This window comes from Streptomyces sp. NPDC048734 (assembly GCF_043198675.1).
In the GTDB taxonomy this organism is placed as follows: Bacteria; Actinomycetota; Actinomycetes; order Streptomycetales; family Streptomycetaceae; genus Streptomyces.
Genome location: NZ_JBICUZ010000013.1, coordinates 117,686 through 137,790 on the forward strand (window position 1 = coordinate 117,686; position 20,105 = coordinate 137,790).

The following is a 20,105-nucleotide window of genomic DNA, read 5'->3' on the forward strand; positions in this document are numbered from 1 at the left end:
AGTCATGATTCCGCTGTCATTCGCCCAACGCCGGATGTGGGTCCTGCACCAGTTGGAGGGCGGGTCGGAGAACTGGAACATGGCCGCGGCCTTCCGGCTCACCGGATCCCTCGACCGGGACGCCCTCGCCGCGGCGATCCGCGACGTGGTCGGCCGGCACGAGATCCTGCGCACCGTCTACGTGACGGACGACGACGGGGAGCCCCACCAGCGGATCCTCCCGACGGCGCAGGCCGCGCCGGAGGTACCGGTGGTCGAGGTGGCACCCGAGGACGTGTCCGGCGCGATCGACGAGGCCATCGCGCACCGGTTCGACCTTGCGGCCGAGATTCCGTTGCGGGCCCGCCTGCTCCGCTGCTCACCCCGGGAACACGTCCTCGTCCTGGTCGTCCACCACATCGCCACGGACGGCAGCTCGGGCGCGCCGCTGGTACGGGACCTGACCGCGGCCTACACCGCCCGCCGGGACGGCCGGGCGCCGCAGTGGGAGCCGCTGCCCGTCCAGTACAAGGACTACACGATGTGGCAGCGCGAGGTCCTCGGCGACCCGGCGGACCCGGGCAGTCTCGCCGCGACGCAGGTCGAGTACTGGCGCGAGGAACTGGCCGGGGTGCCGCAGCCGTTGAGCCTGCCGCTGGACCGCCCGCGGCCGGCGGAGGCGGACTCGCGGGGCGACACGGTCGGCCTCTTCGTGGAGCCGCAGGTGGTGACCGGGCTGCAGAAGCTCGCCGACGAGCACGGGTCGACCATGTCGATGGTCCTGCACGCCGCGCTGGCGGTGCTGCTGCGCAAGCTCGGCGGCGGGGACGACGTGACGATCGGCAGCTCGATCGCCGGGCGGACCGACGAGGCGCTGGCCGACCTGATCGGGTTCTTCGTCAACACCCAGGTCCTGCGGGTGGACCTCTGCGGCGACCCGTCGTTCACCGATCTGCTCGCGCAGGTGCGGAACAAGGCGCTGGCGGCCTACGAGCACCAGGACGTGCAGTTCGACGCGCTGGTCGAGGCGATCAACCCCGAACGCTCCGCGGCGTACCAGCCGCTGTTCCAGGTGATGCTCGGCCTGCAGAACTACGAGAGGCCGGACTTCGCGCTCCCCGGGCTCGAGGTGGAGGTCGAGCAGAACACCCTGTCGACCGCCAAGGTCGACCTGTTCTTCAACGTGGTCGCGGACGACTCGGGCGCGCTGCGGGGCGACATCTCCTACGCGACCCAGCTGTTCGACCGGGAGACGGTCGAGGCCGTCGCCGTCCGGTTCGCGCGTGTTCTCGAGCAGGTGGTCGCCGATCCGGACGTGTGCGTCGGGGACGTCGACGTGCTGGGCGCGGGTGAGCGGCAGCGGCTGGTGGTGGAGGTGAACGACACCGCCGAGCCGACCCTGGAACTGGTGGAGGCGGTGCGCGGGCAGGTACGGGCGGCACCGCGGGCACTCGCCGTCATCGGCGAGGAGGAGTCGCTCACCTACGAGGAGCTGGAAGCGCGGTCGAACAGGCTGGCGCACTGGCTGGTCGACCGCGGTGTGCGGGCGGAGTCGCGGGTCGCCGTGTGCCTGCCCCGGACGGTGAACCTGGTGGTGGCGCTGCTCGCGGTGCTCAAGGCCGGCGGAGCCTACGTCCCGATCGATCCGGACCACCCGCGCTCCCGCATCGACTACATCCTCGAGCACGCGGATCCGGTGCTGGTGCTCGACGCCGACACGCTGGCCGGCGCGGACTGGTCGCGGTGTCCGGACACGGCACCCGAGGTGGTCGTCCGGCCCGAGAACACCCAGTACGTGATCTACACGTCGGGATCGACGGGGAAGCCGAAGGGGGTGACGATCCCGCGGGGCGCGGTGGCGAACTACCTCGCCACGACGCAGCGGCGGTTCCCGCTGTCCCGCGCGGACCGGATGCTGTTCAGCACGACCGTGGCGTTCGACATGGCCAACACCGAGCTGTACCTCCCGTTCGTCGCCGGCTCGACCATGGTGGTGGCGGGGAAGGACACCGTCACCGATCCGTCGGCCGTACTGGCGTTGATACGCCGCCACGAGGTCACCGCGGTGCAGGCCACCCCCGCCTTCTGGCAGATGCTGCTGATGCACGACCCGCACGCCGCGAAGGGCCTGCGGATCATCATCGGCGCGGAAGCCGTGCCGGTGCGCCTGGCCGAGACCCTGGCGCGGCAGGCCACCGAGGTGTTCAACATGTACGGCCCGACCGAGACGGTGACGTGGTGCACCGAGGCGCGCGTGGAGCCCGGGCGGGGCGCCCCGATCGGGAGGCCGGTCGGCAACACCCGGGTGTACGTGCTCGACTCGCGGTTGTGCCCGGTCCCGCGCGGGGTGCGGGGTGAGCTGTACATCGCCGGCGCCGGGATGGCCCGCGGGTACCAGGGCCGGCCGGGGCTGACCGCGGAGCGGTTCGTGGCGTGCCCGTTCGGCCCTGCCGGTGCGCGGATGTACCGCACCGGGGACCTGGTGCGCTGGAACGGTGACGGTCAGCTGGAGTACATCGAACGCACCGACTTCCAGGTGAAGATCCGCGGGTTCCGGATCGAGCTGGGGGAGATCGAGCACGTGCTGAGCGGGCATCCCGGCGTGGCGCAGGCGGCGGCCGTGGTGCGGGAGAACCAGGACGGCGACAAGCGCATCGTGGGCTATGTGATGCCCGGGCCCGATGTCGCCGGGGACGAGGCCGGGGTCCGGGCGCTGCTCGCCGAGCTGCCCGAGTACCTGCGGGGGCGCCTGCCGGACTACATGGTGCCCTCCGCGGTGGTTCCGCTTCCGGAGCTCCCGCTGACCCCGAACGGGAAGCTCGACCGGGGAGCACTGCCGTCCGAGGACACGAACGCCGCGGCCGGCCGGGAGCCGCGGGACTCCCGCGAGGAGAGACTGTGCGCCCTCTTCGGCGAGTTGCTCGGTGTCGAGGGGGTCGGTGTCGACGACGACTTCTTCGCGCTCGGCGGGCACTCGCTCCTGGCCACCCGGCTCAGCGCCCGCATCCGCGCCGAGTTCGGCCTCGACATGCCCCTCAGGACGATCATCAAGTACCCCACGGTGGCCGAGCTGGCCTCGCTGCTGCTCATCGGCGCCCCCTCGGAACTCTCCGACCCGTTCGCCGTCGTGCTGCCGCTGAACACCGATCCCGGCACCGGGAAGCCGCCCCTGTGGTTCTTCCACGGGGGAGGCGGGCTCGGGTGGGCGTACTTCAGCTTCGTGCTGCACGTGCGGGACCGGCCGGCCTACGCCCTCCAGTCCCGCGGCTCCGACGGCGTGGACACGCTGGTGGGGTCCGTGGAGGAGATGGTCGAGGACTACGTCGACGAGATGCTGAAGATCCAGCCGGAAGGGCCCTTCCACCTCGTCGGCTGGTCCTACGGCGGCACGCTCGCGCCGGCCGTCGCCGCGGCGCTCGACCGGCGCGGGCACCAGGTGGCCCTCGTGGCCGTCCTGGACTCCCAGCCGGGCGGGCACGGGTTCACGGAGATACACGCCGGCAAGACGCGGTCGGACTACCGGGCGGAACTCGAGGAGTACTTCGGCCAGTACGTGGGCACCGACAACCGGCAGCACTTCCTGGACGCCATGTCGAGGGTCCTGACCAACAACACGACCCTCATGATGGACTTCGAGTCGCCGGTCTACCGCGGCGACGTGCTGTTCTTCAGCGCGACGCTCCAGGACCAGTCGTACGCGCACCTGTGGCGGCCGTACGTCCTCGGTTCCATCGAGGTGCACGACGTGCGTGCCACGCACCACGAGATGAACATGCCCGAGCCCGTGGCCGAGGTCATGAAGGTCATCAACCGCAAGCTGGCGGAGTGACCCGACAGTGAGTTCCCGGAACCGGTTCGACGAACCGGCGAATCGACGATTGGGGTTGGTCGGGGTGGATGAAACCGGCATGTCCACGGAACACGGAGACCGGGCCACGCTGCTGTGCGTGCCGTTCGCGGGAGCGGGTGCTTCGTTCTTCCACCCGTGGCGGGCGCTGGCCGCCGAACGGTGGCGCGTGGTTCCGGTCGAACTGCCCGGCAGGGAGCGGCGGATCCTGGAGGAGCCGTACCGCAACGTGGTCGAGGCGGCCGGGAACGAGGCCGACGGCATCGCCGCGGCCCTCGGCGAGGGGACGCGGACCGTGCTGTTCGGGCACAGCCTGGGCGCGGTGCTCGCGTACGAGCTGGTGCACCTGCTGAGCGCGCGCGGCGTGCACGTCGAGCGGCTGGTCGTCAGCGGCTCGCCGGGGCCGTGGACACAGCGGGAGCGCAGGGCGACGGGCCTCCCGGACGAGGAGTTCTTCGCGCGGGTCGAGGAGTTCGCGGGGTTCAGGCACGAGGCTCTCGACCACCCGGAGATGCGTGAACTGATCCTCCCCGTGCTGCGGGCCGACTGCGAGATGCACGAGAACTACGTCCCGAGCACCGACGAACCGGTGTCGGTGCCGATCTGCTCGCTGCGGGGCAGCGCCGACGGCCTGGTCAGCGCCGAACAGGCCCAGGAGTGGCAGAAGGCGACCACGAGCGAGTTCAGCTCCGCGGAGTTCGCGGGCGATCACATGTACCTGGTCGATCAGGCCCGGCAGGTGCTGGACGTGATCGAGGCGGAATCCGCGCGCGGCCGCTGAGGGCGGTCGCTGAGGGCGGTCGCCCGCGGGGCGGGGCCCCGGGGAGAGCGGTGGTCCCGGCCGGCCCGGCCGGGACCCCTCGCCCGGCCGGACCGCCGGCCGTACCGTCGGCCGGCGCCACGCGCCGCCGACCCGGCCCGACGTGGCGAGCCGTTCCCACAGGCCGGCCGGCGTCGGCCGACGCGCACCGACGCACCGGGGTGTCCGTGAGGGCCGGGCGTTCGCGCCCCCTCGACGGGACGCGAACGCACGCACGATCTCCGCACGCCCGGTCTCCGCACCCGCGGAGCCCCCACCGCGAAGGCACCTCGAACCCGCAGAGACCCGCAGAGAAACGGAGACGCATCATGTCGACCGGCGTGAACGCCGTGGCCGTCGCCGGCCAGCCACCGCTCCTGAGCTACGAAGGGGTGCACGGCGCCCGGCACCGTATCGCCGGCCGCCTGGTGCGCACGCCCGTCGTGCGCAGCGAGGAACTGGAGCGTGTGGCCGGCGCCCGGCTGTGGCTGAAGGCGGAGAACCTCCAGCGTGGAGGCTCTTTCAAGATGCGCGGCGCGCTCCTCGCCGTGGAGCGGCTGACGGGGGCCGGCAGCATCGGTGTGGTAGCGCAGTCCACCGGCAACCACGCCATAGCCGTGGCCCTGGCCGCCGCCCAGTACGGGCTTCCGGCCGTGCTGGTGCTGCCCACCGACGCCACCTCGACCAAGGTGCGGCGCATCCGTGGGACCGGCGCCGAGGTGCTCCAGGCCGGAACCACGCTGGCCGAGCGGATCGCGGTGGTCGAGGAGCTCAGGAACGCCCGCGGCTACGACGAGATCGACCCCTACCAGAACCCGGACGTGGTGGCCGGCCAGGGAACCGCCACCGCGGACCTGCTGCACCAGGTGGACGCGGCCGGCGGCCGCCTGGACGCGGTGGTGCTGCCCGTCGGGGGCGGCAGCGCGGTGGCCGGCGCCTGTCTGGCCACCGCGGGCCGGGGCATCGACGTCTACGGCGCCGAGCCCAGCGCCGTGCCGGCCCTGACCGCGGCACTGCGCGCCGGGGGACCCGTCACGGTGGACGTGAAGCCCACGATCGCCGACGGGCTGCGCCCCGACCGCATCGGCCGACTGCCCTACGACCTCGTCCACGACACGGTCGCCGAGGTCTTCACCATCGACGAGAGCGCCATCGCCGAGGCGCTGTGCCTGGTTCTCGTCCACGCCCGGCTGCTGGTCGAGCCCGCCGCCGCCACCGCTCTGGCCGGCGCCCTGCGCCTGGCCGCCGACGGCCGTGCCCGGGACATCGGAGTGCTGCTCTCGGGCGGCAACGTCGAGACGAGCCTCGTGGCGTCCCTCCTGGATCGCCACACCTGCTGAATCCGCCGTCGACGGGCGGCACCGGCGACCGCGGAAACCCGTGACCGAACCGGAAGAACACCATTCTCCCCGAACGCGGAAGGGCTGGACATGACAGGGGCGACGAAATTCGAGGGGGAGTGGATACACCGCTTCCACCCCACCGACGACAGTGAGTTCCGCATCGTCTGCTTCCCGCACGCCGGGGGTTCGGCGAGCTACTACCACGCGCTGTCGGAAGCCCTCTCACCGGAACTGGACACGCTCGCCGTCCAGTACCCGGGACGGCAGGACCGCCGTGCCGAGGGCTGCGTCCACAGCCTGGCCGAACTCGCCGACCTCGCCTACGCGGCACTGCGCCGCTCCGAGGACGGCCGGCCCACCGTCTTCTTCGGCCACAGCATGGGCTCGATCCTCGCCTTCGAGGTGGCCCGCCGCTACCAGGACGACACCGGCGTACCGCCCGCCTGGCTGTTCACCTCCGGCTACCCCGCGCCCTCCCGGCTGCGCGGCGGAACGGTGCACCGCCGTGACGACGCCGGCATCATCGACGAACTGCGCTCCGTCAACGGCACCGACCCCGTCTGGCTGGAGAACAAACACCTGAGGGCCTCCGTCCTCTACGCCGTCCGGGGCGACTACACGGCCATCGAGACCCATCCCCGGGTCACCGACGTCCGGCTCGACTGCCCCATCACCATGCTGATCGGCGACGACGACCCGCACACCACGATCGCCGAGGCCGAGGCCTGGCAGGAGCACACCACCGGCGAATTCTCCCTGCACGTCTTCCGGGGCGGCCACTTCTACCTCGACCAGTACGGCCGGGAGGTCACCGACATCATCTCCGGTACCGTCCGGGGCGGGCTGACCCCGGACGCGCGCCGTCCCTGAAGCCGGGCTCCGGTCCCGGCCCGAAGAAGGGCCACGCGCCGGGCCGTTCGCCCGCCGGCCCGCGTCCGCATGCCGACGCGGCGGTTTCCGGCGGGACCTGCCCGGGCGAACGGGACCTGCCCCGCCCCCGGCCCGCGCGACGAGCACTTTTTCGGCCGAGGGCGACGGGGTGGGACGCCGTGCCGGTGCCCTTGCCGGCGCCCGTGTCAGCGCCCGTGTCAGGGACGTGACCGGTCCGTGCCAGACCCGGTGAGGACAGTGGGGGCATGACAAGTACGGCAATCGCAGTGACGGGGCTGCGCAAGGCATTCGGCGACAAGGTCGTGCTCGACGGCATCGACTTCGACGTCGCCGCGGGATCGGTCTTCTCCATGCTCGGCCCCAACGGGGCGGGCAAGACGACCACGGTCAACGTCCTGGCGACGTTGCTGAAGGCCGACGCCGGGACGGTGCGCGTCGCCGGGCACGACGTGGCCACCGCGACCAGGCAGGTGCGCGCGGCCATCGGGGTGACCGGTCAGTTCGCCGCGGTGGACGAGTTGCTGTCGGGCCGGGAGAACCTCCAGCTGATGGCGGACCTGAGGCGCGTGCGCTCCGGTGGCCAGGTGGTCACGCGGCTGCTGGAGCGGTTCGACCTGCTGGAGGCGGCGGACAAGATGTCGTCGACCTACTCCGGGGGGATGCGCCGGAAGCTGGACCTGGCGATGACGCTGGTCGGCAACCCGCAGATCATCTTCCTGGACGAGCCGACGACGGGCCTCGACCCGCGCAGCAGGCGCACCATGTGGGGGATCGTCCGCGAGCTGGTGGCCGACGGCACCACCATCTTCCTCACCACCCAGTACCTCGAGGAAGCCGACCAGCTCGCCGACCAGGTCGTCGTGCTCGACCAGGGCCGGCTGGTCGCCCAGGGCACCCCCGAGGAGCTCAAGCGCCAGGTCCCCGGCACCCACGTCCGGCTCCGGTTCGCCGACCTCGACGAACTCGACGCGGCGGCGCGGGTCCTGACCGGGGCCACGCGGGACGACCAGGAGCTGATCCTGCGGGTGCCCAGCGACGGCCAGTCGAGGTCGCTGCGGGCCCTGCTCGACCGGCTCGACGAGCACCACGTCAACGCCCAGGAGTTCTCCGTGCACACACCGGACCTCGACGACGTCTTCCTCGCCCTGACCGGGCGCCCGAGCGCGGAGGCGGTCGCACAGTGAGCAGTGTCCCGACGGCGTTGGCCGACACGATGATCATGTTGCGCCGCAACCTGAAGCACACCCTGCGGAACCCGCTCGTGCTGTTCAACGCGGTCCTGTTCCCGATTGTCATCATGCTCATGTTCGTCAAGGTGCTCGGCGGTGCCTTCAGCGTCGGTGAGGAGTACATCGACTACGTGACGCCGGGTCTGCTCGTGATGGCCGTCAGCTACGGGCTGGGGTCCACCGCGGCGGCCGTGAACGACGACATGAGGAAGGGCATCATCAACCGGTTCAAGGCCATGGACGTCTCCCGCGGTGCCGTGCTGACCGGACAGGTCGTCGTCACCACGGTGCGCTGCCTGGTGGCCTGCGCGGCCATCGTCGGGGTGGCCTTCGCGATGGGGTTCGACCCGGAGGCGAGCGCCCTCGACTGGCTCGGCGTGCTCGGTCTCGTCGTACTGCTCACCTTCGCGACCAGCTGGCTCACCATCGCCCTGGGGCTGGCCGCGAAGACCGCGGAGTCGGCGGGCCTGGCCACCGTGCCGCTGGTCATGCTGCCGTTCCTGAGCAGCGCGTTCGTGCCCGCGGAGACCATGGGGGCCGGCGCGCGGCAGTTCGCGGAGTACCAGCCCTTCACCCCGATCATCGAGACGCTGCGCGGGCTGCTGGCGGGCGAACCGTCGGGCGACGACGCGATCGCGGCCGTCGCCTGGTGCGTCGGGCTCACCGTCCTCGGGTACGTGTGGGCGGTCTCCACGTTCAAGAAGCGAGCGTGACCCCGACCAGCTGAGACCAGCCGGTCCGTGTCCCCTCCCGAGCCGCCTCGGCGAACCGCGCGTCGCCGAGGCGGCTCCGCGCGCTCTGCTCGATCCGCGCCGCGTCCGGGTGGGAGCGGTCCTGCAGCCCGCGTACGCCCGTGCTCGCCGCCAGCAGCCGCGCGGCCTGCTCGGGCTCACCGCGGCGCAGCGCCAGGTCCGCGACCCCGACGAGCACCTGCGCGGTCAGCGGCGCGTACCCCGCCTCGGACGCCGCCTCGCAGGCCGCCGCGCGGTGCGCCCGGGCCTCGCCGAGGTCGTCGGCGAGATAGCCGAGCAGGTCGTGCGTCACCGCGCGGACGTCCGCCCGCTCCGCTCCGTCGCCCAGGACGGCCGTCACGACACCGAGTTGCCGGTGCGCCTCCCCGGCGTCGCCGCCCCACCGGGCGAGCTCCGCCTTGGCGAGGGCCAGTTCGGCCAGCGCGTCCGGCCAGGTGACCCGCTCCGCGCGCCGCTGCGCCTCGGCGATGGCGGCGGCGCTGGCGTCCTCGTCGCCCAGCAGCCAGTACAGCTGCGCCTGCCGCGACCGCATCCGGATGACGTCCTCGGTGGTACCGACCTCGGTGACGACCGCGATCGCCTGCTCGTAGTGCTCGCACGCACCGGCGAACTCGCCGCGCACGGCGATCCGGTCCGCCAGCTCGGTCAGGGCGAACGAGATCCCGAACCGCTCCCCGAGCGCCCGGAACTCGGTGAGCGCCCTCTCCAGGTACGCGTCCGCGTCCCGCCCGTCCCGGCCGAGCATGATCCGCATCTTGCCCAGGTGCAGCCGGGCCAGGGCACGCACCCAGGGGTCCTCGTTGTCGAGCAGCGGTTCGAACGCGGGCAGGAACGCGTCGGGCGCCTGCAGCATGCGTTCCAGCGCGGTGACGAGCCCCAGCAGCGGGGAGCGGTGCCGGCTGCGCCGGCTGAACCGGTGCGCCTCGTGGATCCACCGCGCGGCCTGGCGCTCGTCGCCCCGCCCGGAGCTCACGAACAGGACGACCAGCGCGTACACCATGGCGCGGACCTCGTCGGTCACCTCGCCGGGCGTCCTGGTGGCCGTGGTGATCAGCTCGAAGCCCTCGGTCCTGTGCCCGCCGAGCCACCAGTACCAGCCCGCGCCCGCCGCGAGCCGCATCGCCGCCTGCGCCTCGCCCGCCGCGAGCGCGCCGCCCATCGCCGTACCTATGTTGTCGTGCTCGGCCTCCAGCATGGCCAGCCAGTCCAGTTGCTCGGCGCGGCGCAGATGCGGCTCCGCGGTCTCGGCGAGCTCGGTGAAGTACGCCAGGTGGGCGCGGCGCACCCGGTCCGACTCCCCCGCCTCCGCGAGCCGGTGCCGGGCGTACTCCCTGATCGTGCCGATCATGCGGTAGCGCGGGGCGCCGACGCCCTCGGCGAGCAGCAGCGACTTCTCGGTCAGCGCGGTGAGCAGCTCCAGCACCTGCTCCTGCTCGACCGCGTCGCCCGCGCAGACCCGTTCGGCCGCCTCCAGGCTCGCCCCGCCGGAGAACACCGCGAGCCGGCGCAGGACCACCCGCTCGGCGTGGGTGAGCAGCTCCCAGCTCCAGTCGACGGCCGCGCGCAGCGTCCTGTGCCGCGGCATCGCGATCCGGCTGCCGCTGGTCAGCAGGCGGAACCGGTCGTCGAGCCGGTCGGCGAGCTGGTCGATGGACATGGTGCGCAACCGGGCCGCGGCCAGTTCGATCGCCAGCGGCATCCCGTCCAGCGTCCGGCAGACGCGCGCCATCGTCGCCAGCGTGCGGGCGTCGCCCCAGAGGTCCTGGCGCACCGCCCCGGTCCGGTCCCGCAGCAGCCGGACGGCGGGTGAGGCCGCGATCTCGCCGGGGCCCGCGTCCGCCTCCGGGAGGGCCAGCGGCTCGACCGGCCACAGCGCCTCCCCGGTGATGCCGAGCGGTTCCCGGCTCGTCGCCAGGATCCGCAGCCGCCGGCACTCCCCGAGCACCCGGTGGGCGAACACCGCCGCGGCCTCGATCACGTGTTCGCAGTTGTCCAGGATCAGCAGTGCCTCCCGCTCGCGGACCGCGGCGACGAGCCGGTCCGTCGGCTCCGCGTTCGGGGCCCCGCCGAGCAGGGCGTCCCGCAGGCCGAGTCCGGTGAGCGTCGACTGCGCCACGTCGGCCACCTCACCGTTGGCGCGGATGCCGGCGAGCTCCACCAGCCAGACCCCGTCCGGCAGGTCGTCGAGCAGCGTGCGCGCGGTCTCCGTGGCCAGCCTGGACTTCCCCGAGCCGGCCGGCCCGATCACGGTGGTGAGCCGGTGCTCGGCGACGAGCCCGCGGACCGCGGCGACGTCGGCGTCCTTGCCGACGAAGGTGGTCAGCTCGGCGCGCAGGTTGGTCCTGCGGCCCGCTTCCCGCTGCCGCAGGCCCTGCCCCAGCTCGCCCCGCAGCAGCCCGACGTGCAACGCGGCCAGCTCCGGCGAGGGGTCGACGCCCAGCGCGTCGGCCAGGGCCTCCCTCGCGCGCTGGTACACCAGCAGCGCCTCGCTGTTGCGGCCGGCCGCGACGAGGGCGCGCATCAGCGCGGCGACGAGCCGTTCCCGCATCGGGTGCGCGGCCACCAGGTCGGTCAGCTCCGTGACCACCTCCGTGCCGCGCCCGAGGGCGACCTCCGCGTCGAAGCGCTCCTCCGTGGCGGTCAGGCGCAGCCCCTCCAGCCGGACGACCGCGGCGTCGAACGCGGCGCTGTCCTGCACGCCGACGTCCTGCATGGCCGCACCGCGCCACAGTTCGAGGGCTTCGCGCAGCAGCCGCACGCGCCGGGAGGCGTCCTCGGCGCGGGCCTGGCCGGCGGTGAAGAGGCGTTCGAACCGCACGGCGTCGACGGCGTCGGGTTCCACCGTCAGCCGGTAGCCGTCCGTCTGCCCTTCGACCACCCCGTCCGGCAGTGCCTTCCGCAGCCGGGAGACCAGGCGCTGCAGGGCGTTCGCCGCGTCGGCGGGCGGGCGTTCTCCCCAGATCCAGTCGACGAGCGACGCCTTGGGAACCACCTGACCCGGCTTGAGCGCGAGGGCGGTCAGCAGTCCGCGCAGCCGCGCGCCCGGCACGTCGACCAAGCCGCCGTCGTCCGTGCGCAACTCGAATGGACCCAGCACCTTGATCTGCACCCGCTGATTTTGCCACGGGTGTTCGGCTGGTATTCCCCCTCTGACGCGTTGCGGTACGTCCCCTTCAGGGGGGCAGGCGCGGGCGGGGCGGTGGTGCGGGGGCCGCGGCGGCGGTGCGGGCACGGACCGGCCGACGGTGTCATCCCGCGAAGTCCCGGGCGGTGGCGGTCGGCCGCCGGTCGTGCCCCGCCGTTTCCGCCGCGGTGAAGGCCGCCAGGTCCTGGAGGACGGCCCGGGCCACCTCGCGCTTTCGGGACTGCAGGTAGAAGTGGCCGCCGTCGAAGAGCCTGGTCGTCCACCGCCCGGTCGTGTACTCGGCCCACTTCCCGAGGCCGTCACGCGGCACACCCGCGTCCTTCGTCCCGCAGTAACTGCTGATGGGACAGCCGACCTTGTGACCCGCGTGGTCCCGGTAGGTCTCGACGGCCCTGAAGTCGGCGCGCACCGAGGGCAGGACGGCGGCCAGGAGGTCCTTGTCGGCCAGCAACGCGGGCGGTGTGCCCGCGAGTTCGGCCAGATGTCCGGTCAGGCGCTCGTCGTCCATGGTGTGGACTCCCCGGTCGGACGGGACGGACGGGGCGGCCCGGCCCGAGACGACCAGCCCCATGAGGGCGTGGCCCCGGCGCCGTTCGAGCCGCAGCGCCACCTCGTACGCCAGGAGGGATCCCATGCTGTGCCCGAAGAGGGCCAACGGCCGGTTCCGCCAGGGCGACAGGGCGTGCGCGGCCCGGTCCGCCATCTGCCGGAGATCCTCCAGGGCGGGCTCGGCCAGCCGGTCCTGCCTGCCCGGGTACTGCACGATCAGCACCTCGGCCGCGGCGGACAGCTCCTCGGAGAGGGGAAGGTGGGCCGACGCCGAGCCCCCGGCGTGGGGGAAGCAGACCAGGACCGGGCCGTCGGCTCCGGGATCGTGGAACTGCCGGATCCACGCGCTGTGCACGGTGTCGTGACGGCGTGTGACTGTCATCGTTCCCCCTCGCGTTCCGGTGCCGGCGTCCCGCCGGCGGGGCAGCCCGCGGACCGCGCCGCCCTCACGCGGCTTCGCGGTTCATTCCCGCAGTTCGAGCGTGCAGCACTTGACGCTGCCCCCGGCCTTCAGCAGCTCGGTCAGATCGGCGCCGACGGGGTGGTAGCCGCGCTCACGCAACTGCGCCGCGAGGCCGGTGGCCGCCCGGGGCAGGACGACGTTGCGGCCGTCCGACAGCGCGTTGAGGCCGAACACGGCGGCGTCGGCCTCCTCGGCCAGGATCGCGTCCGGGAACCGCTCGGCCAGCACGGCCCGGCTCTGCGGGGAGAACGCCCCCGGGTAGTACATGACCTCGTCGTCCCCGAGCACCGCCAGAGCCGTGTCGAGGTGGTAGAACCGCGGATCGACGAGGGACAGGCTGATCACGGGGCGTCCGAAGAACTCGCGCACCTCGTCGTGGGCCCGCGGGTCGGAGCGGAAGCCGGTGCCGGCCAGGATCTCCCCGCCCGTGCACAGGAAGTCGCCCTCGCCCTCGTTGACGTACTCCGCCTGCCGGACCGTGGACCAGCCGCCGCGGCCGAACCACTCCAGGTAGGCCGCGGACTCGTCCCTGCGCTGGGGGTGCCTGAAGCGCGCGACGAGCACCTTGCCGTCCACGACGACGGCGCCGTTCGCGGCGAAGACCATGTCGGGAAGGCCCGGCACGGGCTCGATCAGCCGCACGTCGTGGCCCAGACCGACGAACGTCTCGAACAGCTCCTTCCACTGGGCCAGTCCCGTCTCCGCCGAGGTGGGGCGGTCCGGGTCCATCCACGGATTGATCGAGTAGGTGACGTCGAAGTGCGTGGGACGGCACATCAGATAACGCCGAGGCGATGTCTTTCGCTGTTCCTGCGCCGTCCGTTCCGGCTGTGCGTGAGGCACCTGGAGTCCCTTCTGTCGGTGGAACGCCGAGAATTCCCGAATTGATTCCGGCGCGGCTCCGGGAGGGGGAGCGGAGTGCCGGACCGGCGCTTCTGGCGGCCGGCCCGGCATTTCGGGGGAAGGAGGATCACCCTGCCCGTGCGCTGCGATTTCCAGCGGGAATCGGTCCCCGGTTCAGTTGTCCGAGGACGTTATCGGCCAGGAACATACACCCTGAAATCGCATCCCCGGTGAAAGAGGCAGCGGGAAGCGGTCGGAGGGCACGGGCACCCACATCGGAGGGCACGGGCACCCACATTACTGTCCTGTCGACGGGACAGCCGATGCCCGGCGGGGCGTCCGCGCCGTCATCTCTTGCACTGCCTTTCCCCGGCCACTTAGCTTGGCGTCGCGAGGTTCCCGGGCGCACTGCCCGAAGCGGTGGCCCACCAGGTCGGCCTTCCGCCCCGGTTCCGGCCGGGACGGGTCGGCCTCCCGCCCCGGGACCGAAGGCAACGCGGCACGAGCCGGCCGCCGGACGACAGGCGCGGAACGCCCGCGGGCGGCGTCGGCACGCGGACTCGCCGGTCCGCTCTCCACCCCGTCCGGCCGGCGAGCGCCGGACGTCACCAGCACGGCGTGAGCCGAAGAGAAACGCGAGATGCCCGTCCGGCCGTTCAAGGAATTCGTCCCGCCGGCGGGACAGCGGAAAGGGCCCCAGCGGCCGTGACGGTCCGGGGACGGGGCCGACAATGGCGTGAGCGGACATTCCCGTTCGGCCGAGAAAGGAAAGGCTGGAAATGGAATCGTGGCCGCGGGTCCCCCAGCGAGGCGGACAGGACGAGGCGTCGGAACGGCAGGCCGAGCCCTCGGGTGCGCCGGCGTCACTCGTGAAGGAGATATCGGCGCTGTGGGGGGAACACCTCGACGGCCAGGAGGTCGGGCCGGACGACGACTTCTTCGCACTCGGCGGCAATTCGCTGACCGGGATCAAGATCATTGATCGGGTGTCCCGGGACTACGGCGTCGAACTGTCCGTGCGCGCCTTCTACCTGGCGCAGACCCCGGCCCGGGTCGCCGACCTGATCGAGCAGGGGAGGGCACGGACGTGAGGTTGACGCCGGGTGCCGCGCGCGACGTCGACCTCGACCGCGTCGACCTGTTCGACCTGGACCTCTACACCTCGGGCGATCCGCACCCGATCTGGGACGTGATGCGGGCGAAGGCGCCCCTGCACCACCAGGTCCTGCCGGACGGCCGGGAGTTCTGGTCGGTGACCCGCTACGACGACGTCTGCCGTGTGCTCGGCGACCACCGGGAGTTCACCTCGGAGCGCGGCACGGTGGTCACCCACCTCGGGGTGGACGACGTCGCGGCGGGCAGACTGCTGACGTCCACCGACCCGCCGCGGCACACCCAGGTCCGCAGGGCGATCGGCGCCAAGCTCACCGCGCGGGCGGTGGCGCCCTGGGAGGACCGGATCCGGCAGGCGATCGTGCGCTTCCTCGAACCGGCGCTCGACGGCGGCACCTTCGACCTGGCCGAGGGCGCGCTGCTCCTGCCGGCGATCGTCACGGGCCCCCTGCTGGGCATCCCGGAGCGGGACTGGGACGAACTCGTGCAGCTGACCGCGATGGTGACGGCCCCCTCGGACCCGCACTTCCAGCACGGCAGCGAAGCCGCGACGCTGGCCATCGCCCACCACGAACTCGTCACCTACGTCACCGACTGGGTGAAGCGACGGCGGTCGGCCGGAGGCGAGGACGGGAGCCTGCTTGACCACCTCATGACCGCCCGCGCGGGAGACGCGCCGCTGACCGACGAGGAGATCGCCCTCGACGGCTACAGCATTCTCCTGGGCGCCAACGTGACGACGCCGCACACCGTCTCGGGCACGGTGCACGCCCTCATCGAGCGGCCCGAGCAGTTCGCCAAGGCGCAGGCCGACCCGTCGCTGGTCCCGAACCTCGTCGAGGAGGGGCTGCGCTGGACGTCGGCCGCGTGCAACTTCATGCGGTACGCGGTGGACGACGTCCGGATCGGCGGGGGCACGATCCCGGCCCGCGGGGCGGTCGTCGCGTGGATCGGGTCGGCCAACCGGGACGAGTCCCTGTTCACCGACCCGCACGAGTTCGACATCACCCGCGAGGGCGCCAAGCGCCAGATCGCGTTCGGGTTCGGGCCGCACTTCTGCGTCGGGGCGCCGCTGGCCCGGCTGACCCTGCGGGTCTTCTTCGAGGAACTGCTCCAGCGGTTCGGATCGATCGAGCTCGACGGCGAACCGCAGCACCTGCGGTCGTACTTCATCGCCGGCATGACCCACCTCCCCGTCGTCGCCCAGAAACGAAGGACGCCATGACATCCGGCTCCACCACCGCCGCGTCGCCGTGGTTCGTCCGGCCGCCGTCCACCGTCCACCCCGCCCGGATCTTCTGCTTCCCCTTCTCCGGGTCCGGGGCCTCGGCCTTCAGCGCCTGGCCGGCCGCGATCGACGGCGTCGAGGTCTGCCCGGTGCAGTTCCCCGGCCGTGAGAACCGGTTGGCCGAACCCCACTACGGCACCTACGAGGACCTCGCCGCCGGCCTGGTCGACCCCCTGGTGCCGCTGCTCGACCGGCCGTTCGCGTTCTTCGGGCACTGCGCGGGCGCGCTGCCCGCGTACGAGACCGTTGTCCGGCTCGCCGAACTCGGCCTGCCCGGGCCGGACCGCCTCTTCGTGTCGGGCCAGCCGGCACCGCACGACGCCTCACGCGACCGGATGCTCACCATGACCGAGTCCGAACTGCGCGCCGAGGTGGAGTCGTTCCTCCGCGGCCGGGGCATCGAGCCGCGGCCGGACATGGTCGACCTCGGCCTCATGGTGCTGCTCCGCGATCACGCCGCCGCGGGCGCCTACCGGCGGCAGGAGCCGGTCGCCGTGCGATGCCCCATCGTCGTGCTGCACTGGCGGGACGACCCCGACGTGAGCCTCGACGAGCTCCAGGGGTGGCGCCGGTACTCGGATTCCGTCGACTTCCGGGTCGTCGACGGCGGCCACTACGACTTCATGGACGCGCCGGACGAGCTGCAAAGGCTGCTGGCCCGCCGGCGGTGAGGGCGGCGCCGCCCGCGACAGCCGTACACCGAGGGAACCGGAAGGAATTCGTATGAGTGACGCAGCCACCGGCATCGCCGTCATCGGGATGTCGTGCCGCTTCCCCGGTGTGCACGACCTGGGTGAGTTCTGGCGCCTGCTGCTCGACGGGAGGTCGACCGTCGGAACGTTCCCCGAGCACCGGGCCGTCGACTCCGACCGCACGCCCCACCCGGACGCCGCCACCGTGAACGCGGGTTCGTTCCTCGACTCCGTCGACGGGTTCGACGCGGAGTTCTTCGGAACGTCCGCGGCGGAGGCGGCCGCCATGGACCCCGTGCAGCGGCTGGGGCTGGAGCTCGCCTGGGAGGCCGTCGAGGACGCCTGCGTTCCGGCGGCCGCGCTCGCGGGCCGCGAGATCGACGTCGTGGTCGGCGCCGCGCCCTCGGGGTACGAGCTGCTGCGCAAGCTGTCCGGCAGCGACCGGGACGACCACTACGCCGCGCTCGGCTCGAGCGGTGCGTTGATCGCGAACCGGATCTCGAACCTGCTCGACGTCCGCGGAATGAGTTTCTGCGCGGACTCGGGCCAGTCCTCCTCCCTCGTGTCGCTGGCGCTGGTGTGCGAACGGATACGCGGCGGCGCGGTCGACATGGCGATCGCGGGCGGCGTCCACCTGATCGTCGATCCGGAAGCGGGACTGGGCCTGGCGAATCTGGGAGCCCTCTCTCCCGACGGCCGCTGCTTCCCCTTCGACGAACGGGCCAACGGCTTCGTCCGGGGAGAGGGCGGAGCGTTCGTCCTGCTCAAGCGGCTCGACCTCGCCCTCGCCGACGGCGATCACGTCTACGCGGTGGTCCGGGGCTGGGGCGTCGGCAACGGTGGCGCGTCCTCCCGGATGCCGGATCCCAGCCCCGGCGGGCAGGCGGCGGCCGTACTGTCCGCCCTCCGGCGCGCGGCCGTTCCGTTCGACGGCGTCGACTACGTCGAGGCCCACGGCACCGGCACACGACTCGGCGACCCGGCGGAGTTGTCCGGTCTGCGCGAGGTGTTCCGGGAGACCGGCCGGAGCCGCCCCCTGGCGATCGGCTCGGTGAAGGCGAACGTCGGGCACCTGGAGCCGGCCGCGGGAATCGTCGGCTTCGTGAAGGCGGCGCTCTGCCTGGACCGCGCCCAGCTGGTCCCGAACCCGAACTTCCGGTCTCCGAACCCCGCCGTCCCGGACTTCCACGAGGACTTCGAGGTGCTGAGGGCCGCGCGGCCCTGGCCGGGCGTGCCGGGCCGGCCGCGGCGGGCAGGGGTGACGTCGGTCGGGATGGGGGGCACCAACGCGCACGTGATCCTCGAACAGGCACCCGAGGAGCGGGCGCAACCCCGTGCCGCAGGCGGGGGACCGGCCTCCGCGGGCGTCTTCGGGGTGGTGCCGTGGGTGCTGTCGGCGCGCACGGAGCCGGCCCTGCGGGAGCAGGCGACGCGGTTGTGGGACCTGGTGGTCGCGGACGCGTCGCTGTCGACGGCCGACGTGGGGCGCGCGCTGGTGTCGGCGCGGTCGTCGTTCGAGCACCGGGCGGTGGTGCTCGGCGGGGGCCGTGAGGAGGCGCTGGCCGGTCTCGACCTGGTGGCGGCGGGCGGTGACGCGGCGCGGACGGTCCGCGGGGTGGCCACGGGGCCGGTGGGTCCGGTCGTCTTCGTGTTCCCCGGCCAGGGGTCGCAGTGGCCGGGCATGGGGAAGCGGCTGTACGCGGAGTCGGAGGTCTTCGCGCGCGCGATCGACGAGTGCGCGCGTGCTCTGGCGCCGTGGCTGGACTGGTCACTGGTGGACCTGGTGACCGGCGCGGAGTCGGCGCCGTCGCTGGAGCGCGGGGACTCCGTGGTCCAGCCGGCGCTGTTCGCGATGATGGTGTCCCTGGCGCGGGTGTGGCGGTCGCTGGGAGTGGTCCCCGACGCGGTGGTGGGCCACTCGCAGGGAGAGATCGCCGCGGCGTGCGCGGCAGGCGCGATCTCCCTCGAGGACGCGGCGCGGATCGTCGCCCTGCGCAGCCGGGCGTTGACGGAGCTGGCCGCCCAGGGCGGCCTGAGCGCGGTGGCCGCGCCCCTCGCATGGGTCGAGGACCGGTTGGGCCGGTGGGCCGGGCAGCTCTCCGTGGGGGCGGTCAACGGGCCGGCTTCCGTGGTGATCTCCGGGGACCTCGGGGCGCTGGAGGAGTTCGCCACGATGGCCGCCGGTGACGGTGTCCGGGTGCGCCGGGTCAGGATCGACTACGCGTCGCACTCCCACCAGGTCGAACGCATCCGGGACCGGGTGCTCGAGGCCACCTCGGGCGTCTCGCCGAGGCGATCGGCGGTGGAGTTCCACTCCACGGTCACCGGGGGGTTGCTCGACACGCGTCGGCTCGGTGGCTCGTACTGGTACGACAACCTGCGTTCGACGGTGCGTTTCGGCGAGGTCGTCGAGAACCTGATGCGTGAGCGCGGCGGTGTGTTCGTGGAGGTCAGTCCGCACCCGGTGCTCGCGGTGGCGATGGAGGAGACCGCCGACGCGCTGGCGGTCCCGCCGGTGGTGGTGGGCACCCTGCACAAGGACGACGGGAGCGCGGGCAAGGTCCTCACGTCGCTGGCCGAGTTGTACGTGCGTGGTGTGCCGGTGGACTGGGGAGCGGCGTTCGCCGCGGGCCGGCCGCGCCGGATCGGCCTGCCGACCTACGCGTTCCAACGGCGGCGGTACTGGCTGACCGCGCCCGAGGACACCGGCACCACGGACACGGGCCCCTTCGCGCACGCGAGCGGACGGGGCGCGGACACCAGGGCGGCGGACCTGGGTTCGGAACGGTCGGTCCGCGCTCTGGTGTGCGCCCAGACGGCGGCGGTACTGAGCGCGAAGGGCACGGATCTGACGGGCGCCGATCTCGCGGCGAGGTCGGCCGAGACCTTCAAGGACCTGGGTTTCGACTCGTCGATGGCCGTGCGGCTCCGCAACCGGCTCACCGCGGCGGCCGGTGTGCGGCTCCCGGCCACCGTCGCGTTCACCCACCCCACTCCGCAGGCGCTCGGCCGCCACCTCTTCTCCCTCCTCGGGCCGAAGGCGCCCGACGCCCCGGAGACGGCGCAGGAGACGGCGAAGGAGACGGCGCAGGAGACGGCGCAGGAGACGAGCCTGGAAAGTCGCAGTGATGACGATCTGTACGAATTGATCGACCGCGGATACATCTAGCCG

General features: G+C 72.7%; 13 protein-coding genes. 10 read left to right on the top strand and 3 right to left on the bottom strand.

The window, feature by feature from the left end; translation table 11 throughout:
* Positions 1–4: 4 nt before the first annotated feature.
* From ACGFQC_RS28755 to ACGFQC_RS28780, 6 genes are all read left to right on the top strand, one after another.
* Positions 5–3,808 carry an amino acid adenylation domain-containing protein gene (locus ACGFQC_RS28755; RefSeq protein WP_363090118.1) on the top strand — a complete coding sequence of 1,268 codons (3,804 nt, stop codon included), beginning with the start codon at positions 5–7 and terminating at the stop codon, positions 3,806–3,808.
* Positions 3,809–3,887: 79 nt separating this feature from the next.
* Positions 3,888–4,607 carry an alpha/beta fold hydrolase gene (locus ACGFQC_RS28760; protein WP_363090117.1) on the top strand — a complete coding sequence of 240 codons (720 nt, stop codon included), beginning with the start codon at positions 3,888–3,890 and terminating at the stop codon, positions 4,605–4,607.
* A 347-nt stretch (positions 4,608–4,954) separates the two neighbouring features.
* Positions 4,955–5,965 carry a pyridoxal-phosphate dependent enzyme gene (locus tag ACGFQC_RS28765; protein ID WP_363090116.1) on the top strand — a complete coding sequence of 337 codons (1,011 nt, stop codon included), beginning with the start codon at positions 4,955–4,957 and terminating at the stop codon, positions 5,963–5,965.
* Between the two features lie 90 nt (positions 5,966–6,055).
* Positions 6,056–6,838, top strand: coding sequence for an alpha/beta fold hydrolase (locus tag ACGFQC_RS28770; protein WP_363090115.1), 783 nt, complete (start codon positions 6,056–6,058; stop codon positions 6,836–6,838).
* 266 nt (positions 6,839–7,104) lie between these two features.
* Entirely contained in the window at positions 7,105–8,043 is a 939-nt protein-coding gene (locus tag ACGFQC_RS28775; RefSeq protein WP_363090114.1) for an ATP-binding cassette domain-containing protein, read from the top strand.
* Complete coding sequence (locus ACGFQC_RS28780; protein ID WP_363090113.1) at positions 8,040–8,801, top strand: ABC transporter permease; 762 nt, start codon at positions 8,040–8,042, stop codon at positions 8,799–8,801. The genes ACGFQC_RS28775 and ACGFQC_RS28780 overlap by 4 nt, the downstream gene beginning before the upstream one ends.
* On the opposite strand, the gene ACGFQC_RS28785 is transcribed toward ACGFQC_RS28780, so the two are convergent.
* The 3 genes from ACGFQC_RS28785 to ddaH form a co-directional block, all read right to left on the bottom strand.
* Positions 8,785–11,949, bottom strand: coding sequence for a BTAD domain-containing putative transcriptional regulator (locus tag ACGFQC_RS28785; protein WP_363090112.1), 3,165 nt, complete (start codon positions 11,947–11,949; stop codon positions 8,785–8,787). The two genes, ACGFQC_RS28780 and ACGFQC_RS28785, sit on opposite strands and share 17 nt — an antisense overlap.
* 139 nt (positions 11,950–12,088) lie before the next feature.
* On the bottom strand, positions 12,089–12,916 hold the full coding sequence (locus ACGFQC_RS28790; protein ID WP_363090111.1) for an alpha/beta fold hydrolase: 828 nt from the start codon (positions 12,914–12,916) through the stop codon (positions 12,089–12,091).
* A gap of 81 nt (positions 12,917–12,997) precedes the next feature.
* Positions 12,998–13,840 (bottom strand): dimethylargininase, encoded by an 843-nt coding sequence (gene ddaH / locus ACGFQC_RS28795; RefSeq protein ID WP_363090110.1) that lies wholly within the window; start codon positions 13,838–13,840, stop codon positions 12,998–13,000.
* 779 nt (positions 13,841–14,619) lie between these two features.
* On the opposite strand from ddaH, the gene ACGFQC_RS28800 reads away from it, so the two are divergent.
* The 4 genes from ACGFQC_RS28800 to ACGFQC_RS28815 are packed head-to-tail and all read left to right on the top strand — an operon-like array spanning position 14,620 to position 20,102.
* The gene (locus ACGFQC_RS28800; RefSeq protein WP_363090109.1) at positions 14,620–14,931 is read left to right on the top strand and encodes an acyl carrier protein; all 312 of its coding nucleotides are present in this window, start codon (positions 14,620–14,622) and stop codon (positions 14,929–14,931) included.
* A complete protein-coding gene (locus tag ACGFQC_RS28805) occupies positions 14,928–16,178 on the top strand; it encodes a cytochrome P450 (protein WP_363090108.1) in 1,251 nt (416 codons plus the stop codon). Before ACGFQC_RS28800 ends, ACGFQC_RS28805 begins: the two co-directional genes overlap by 4 nt.
* Positions 16,175–16,912, top strand: a complete 738-nt coding sequence (locus tag ACGFQC_RS28810; protein WP_363090107.1) for an alpha/beta fold hydrolase — start codon at positions 16,175–16,177, stop codon at positions 16,910–16,912. The genes ACGFQC_RS28805 and ACGFQC_RS28810 overlap by 4 nt, the downstream gene beginning before the upstream one ends.
* 52 nt (positions 16,913–16,964) lie before the next feature.
* A complete protein-coding gene (locus ACGFQC_RS28815) occupies positions 16,965–20,102 on the top strand; it encodes a type I polyketide synthase (RefSeq protein WP_363090106.1) in 3,138 nt (1,045 codons plus the stop codon).
* Positions 20,103–20,105 lie beyond the last annotated feature (3 nt).

Coding starts and splice junctions, on each gene's coding strand:
- ACGFQC_RS28790 (WP_363090111.1), bottom strand. CDS start 12,916: ATGACAGTCACACGCCGTCACGACACCGTGCACAGCGCGTGGATCCGG.
- ACGFQC_RS28770 (WP_363090115.1), top strand. CDS start 6,056: ATGACAGGGGCGACGAAATTCGAGGGGGAGTGGATACACCGCTTCCAC.
- ACGFQC_RS28755 (WP_363090118.1), top strand. CDS start 5: ATGATTCCGCTGTCATTCGCCCAACGCCGGATGTGGGTCCTGCACCAG.
- ACGFQC_RS28760 (WP_363090117.1), top strand. CDS start 3,888: ATGTCCACGGAACACGGAGACCGGGCCACGCTGCTGTGCGTGCCGTTC.
- ACGFQC_RS28775 (WP_363090114.1), top strand. CDS start 7,105: ATGACAAGTACGGCAATCGCAGTGACGGGGCTGCGCAAGGCATTCGGC.
- ACGFQC_RS28765 (WP_363090116.1), top strand. CDS start 4,955: ATGTCGACCGGCGTGAACGCCGTGGCCGTCGCCGGCCAGCCACCGCTC.
- ACGFQC_RS28815 (WP_363090106.1), top strand. CDS start 16,965: ATGAGTGACGCAGCCACCGGCATCGCCGTCATCGGGATGTCGTGCCGC.
- ACGFQC_RS28800 (WP_363090109.1), top strand. CDS start 14,620: ATGGAATCGTGGCCGCGGGTCCCCCAGCGAGGCGGACAGGACGAGGCG.
- ACGFQC_RS28810 (WP_363090107.1), top strand. CDS start 16,175: ATGACATCCGGCTCCACCACCGCCGCGTCGCCGTGGTTCGTCCGGCCG.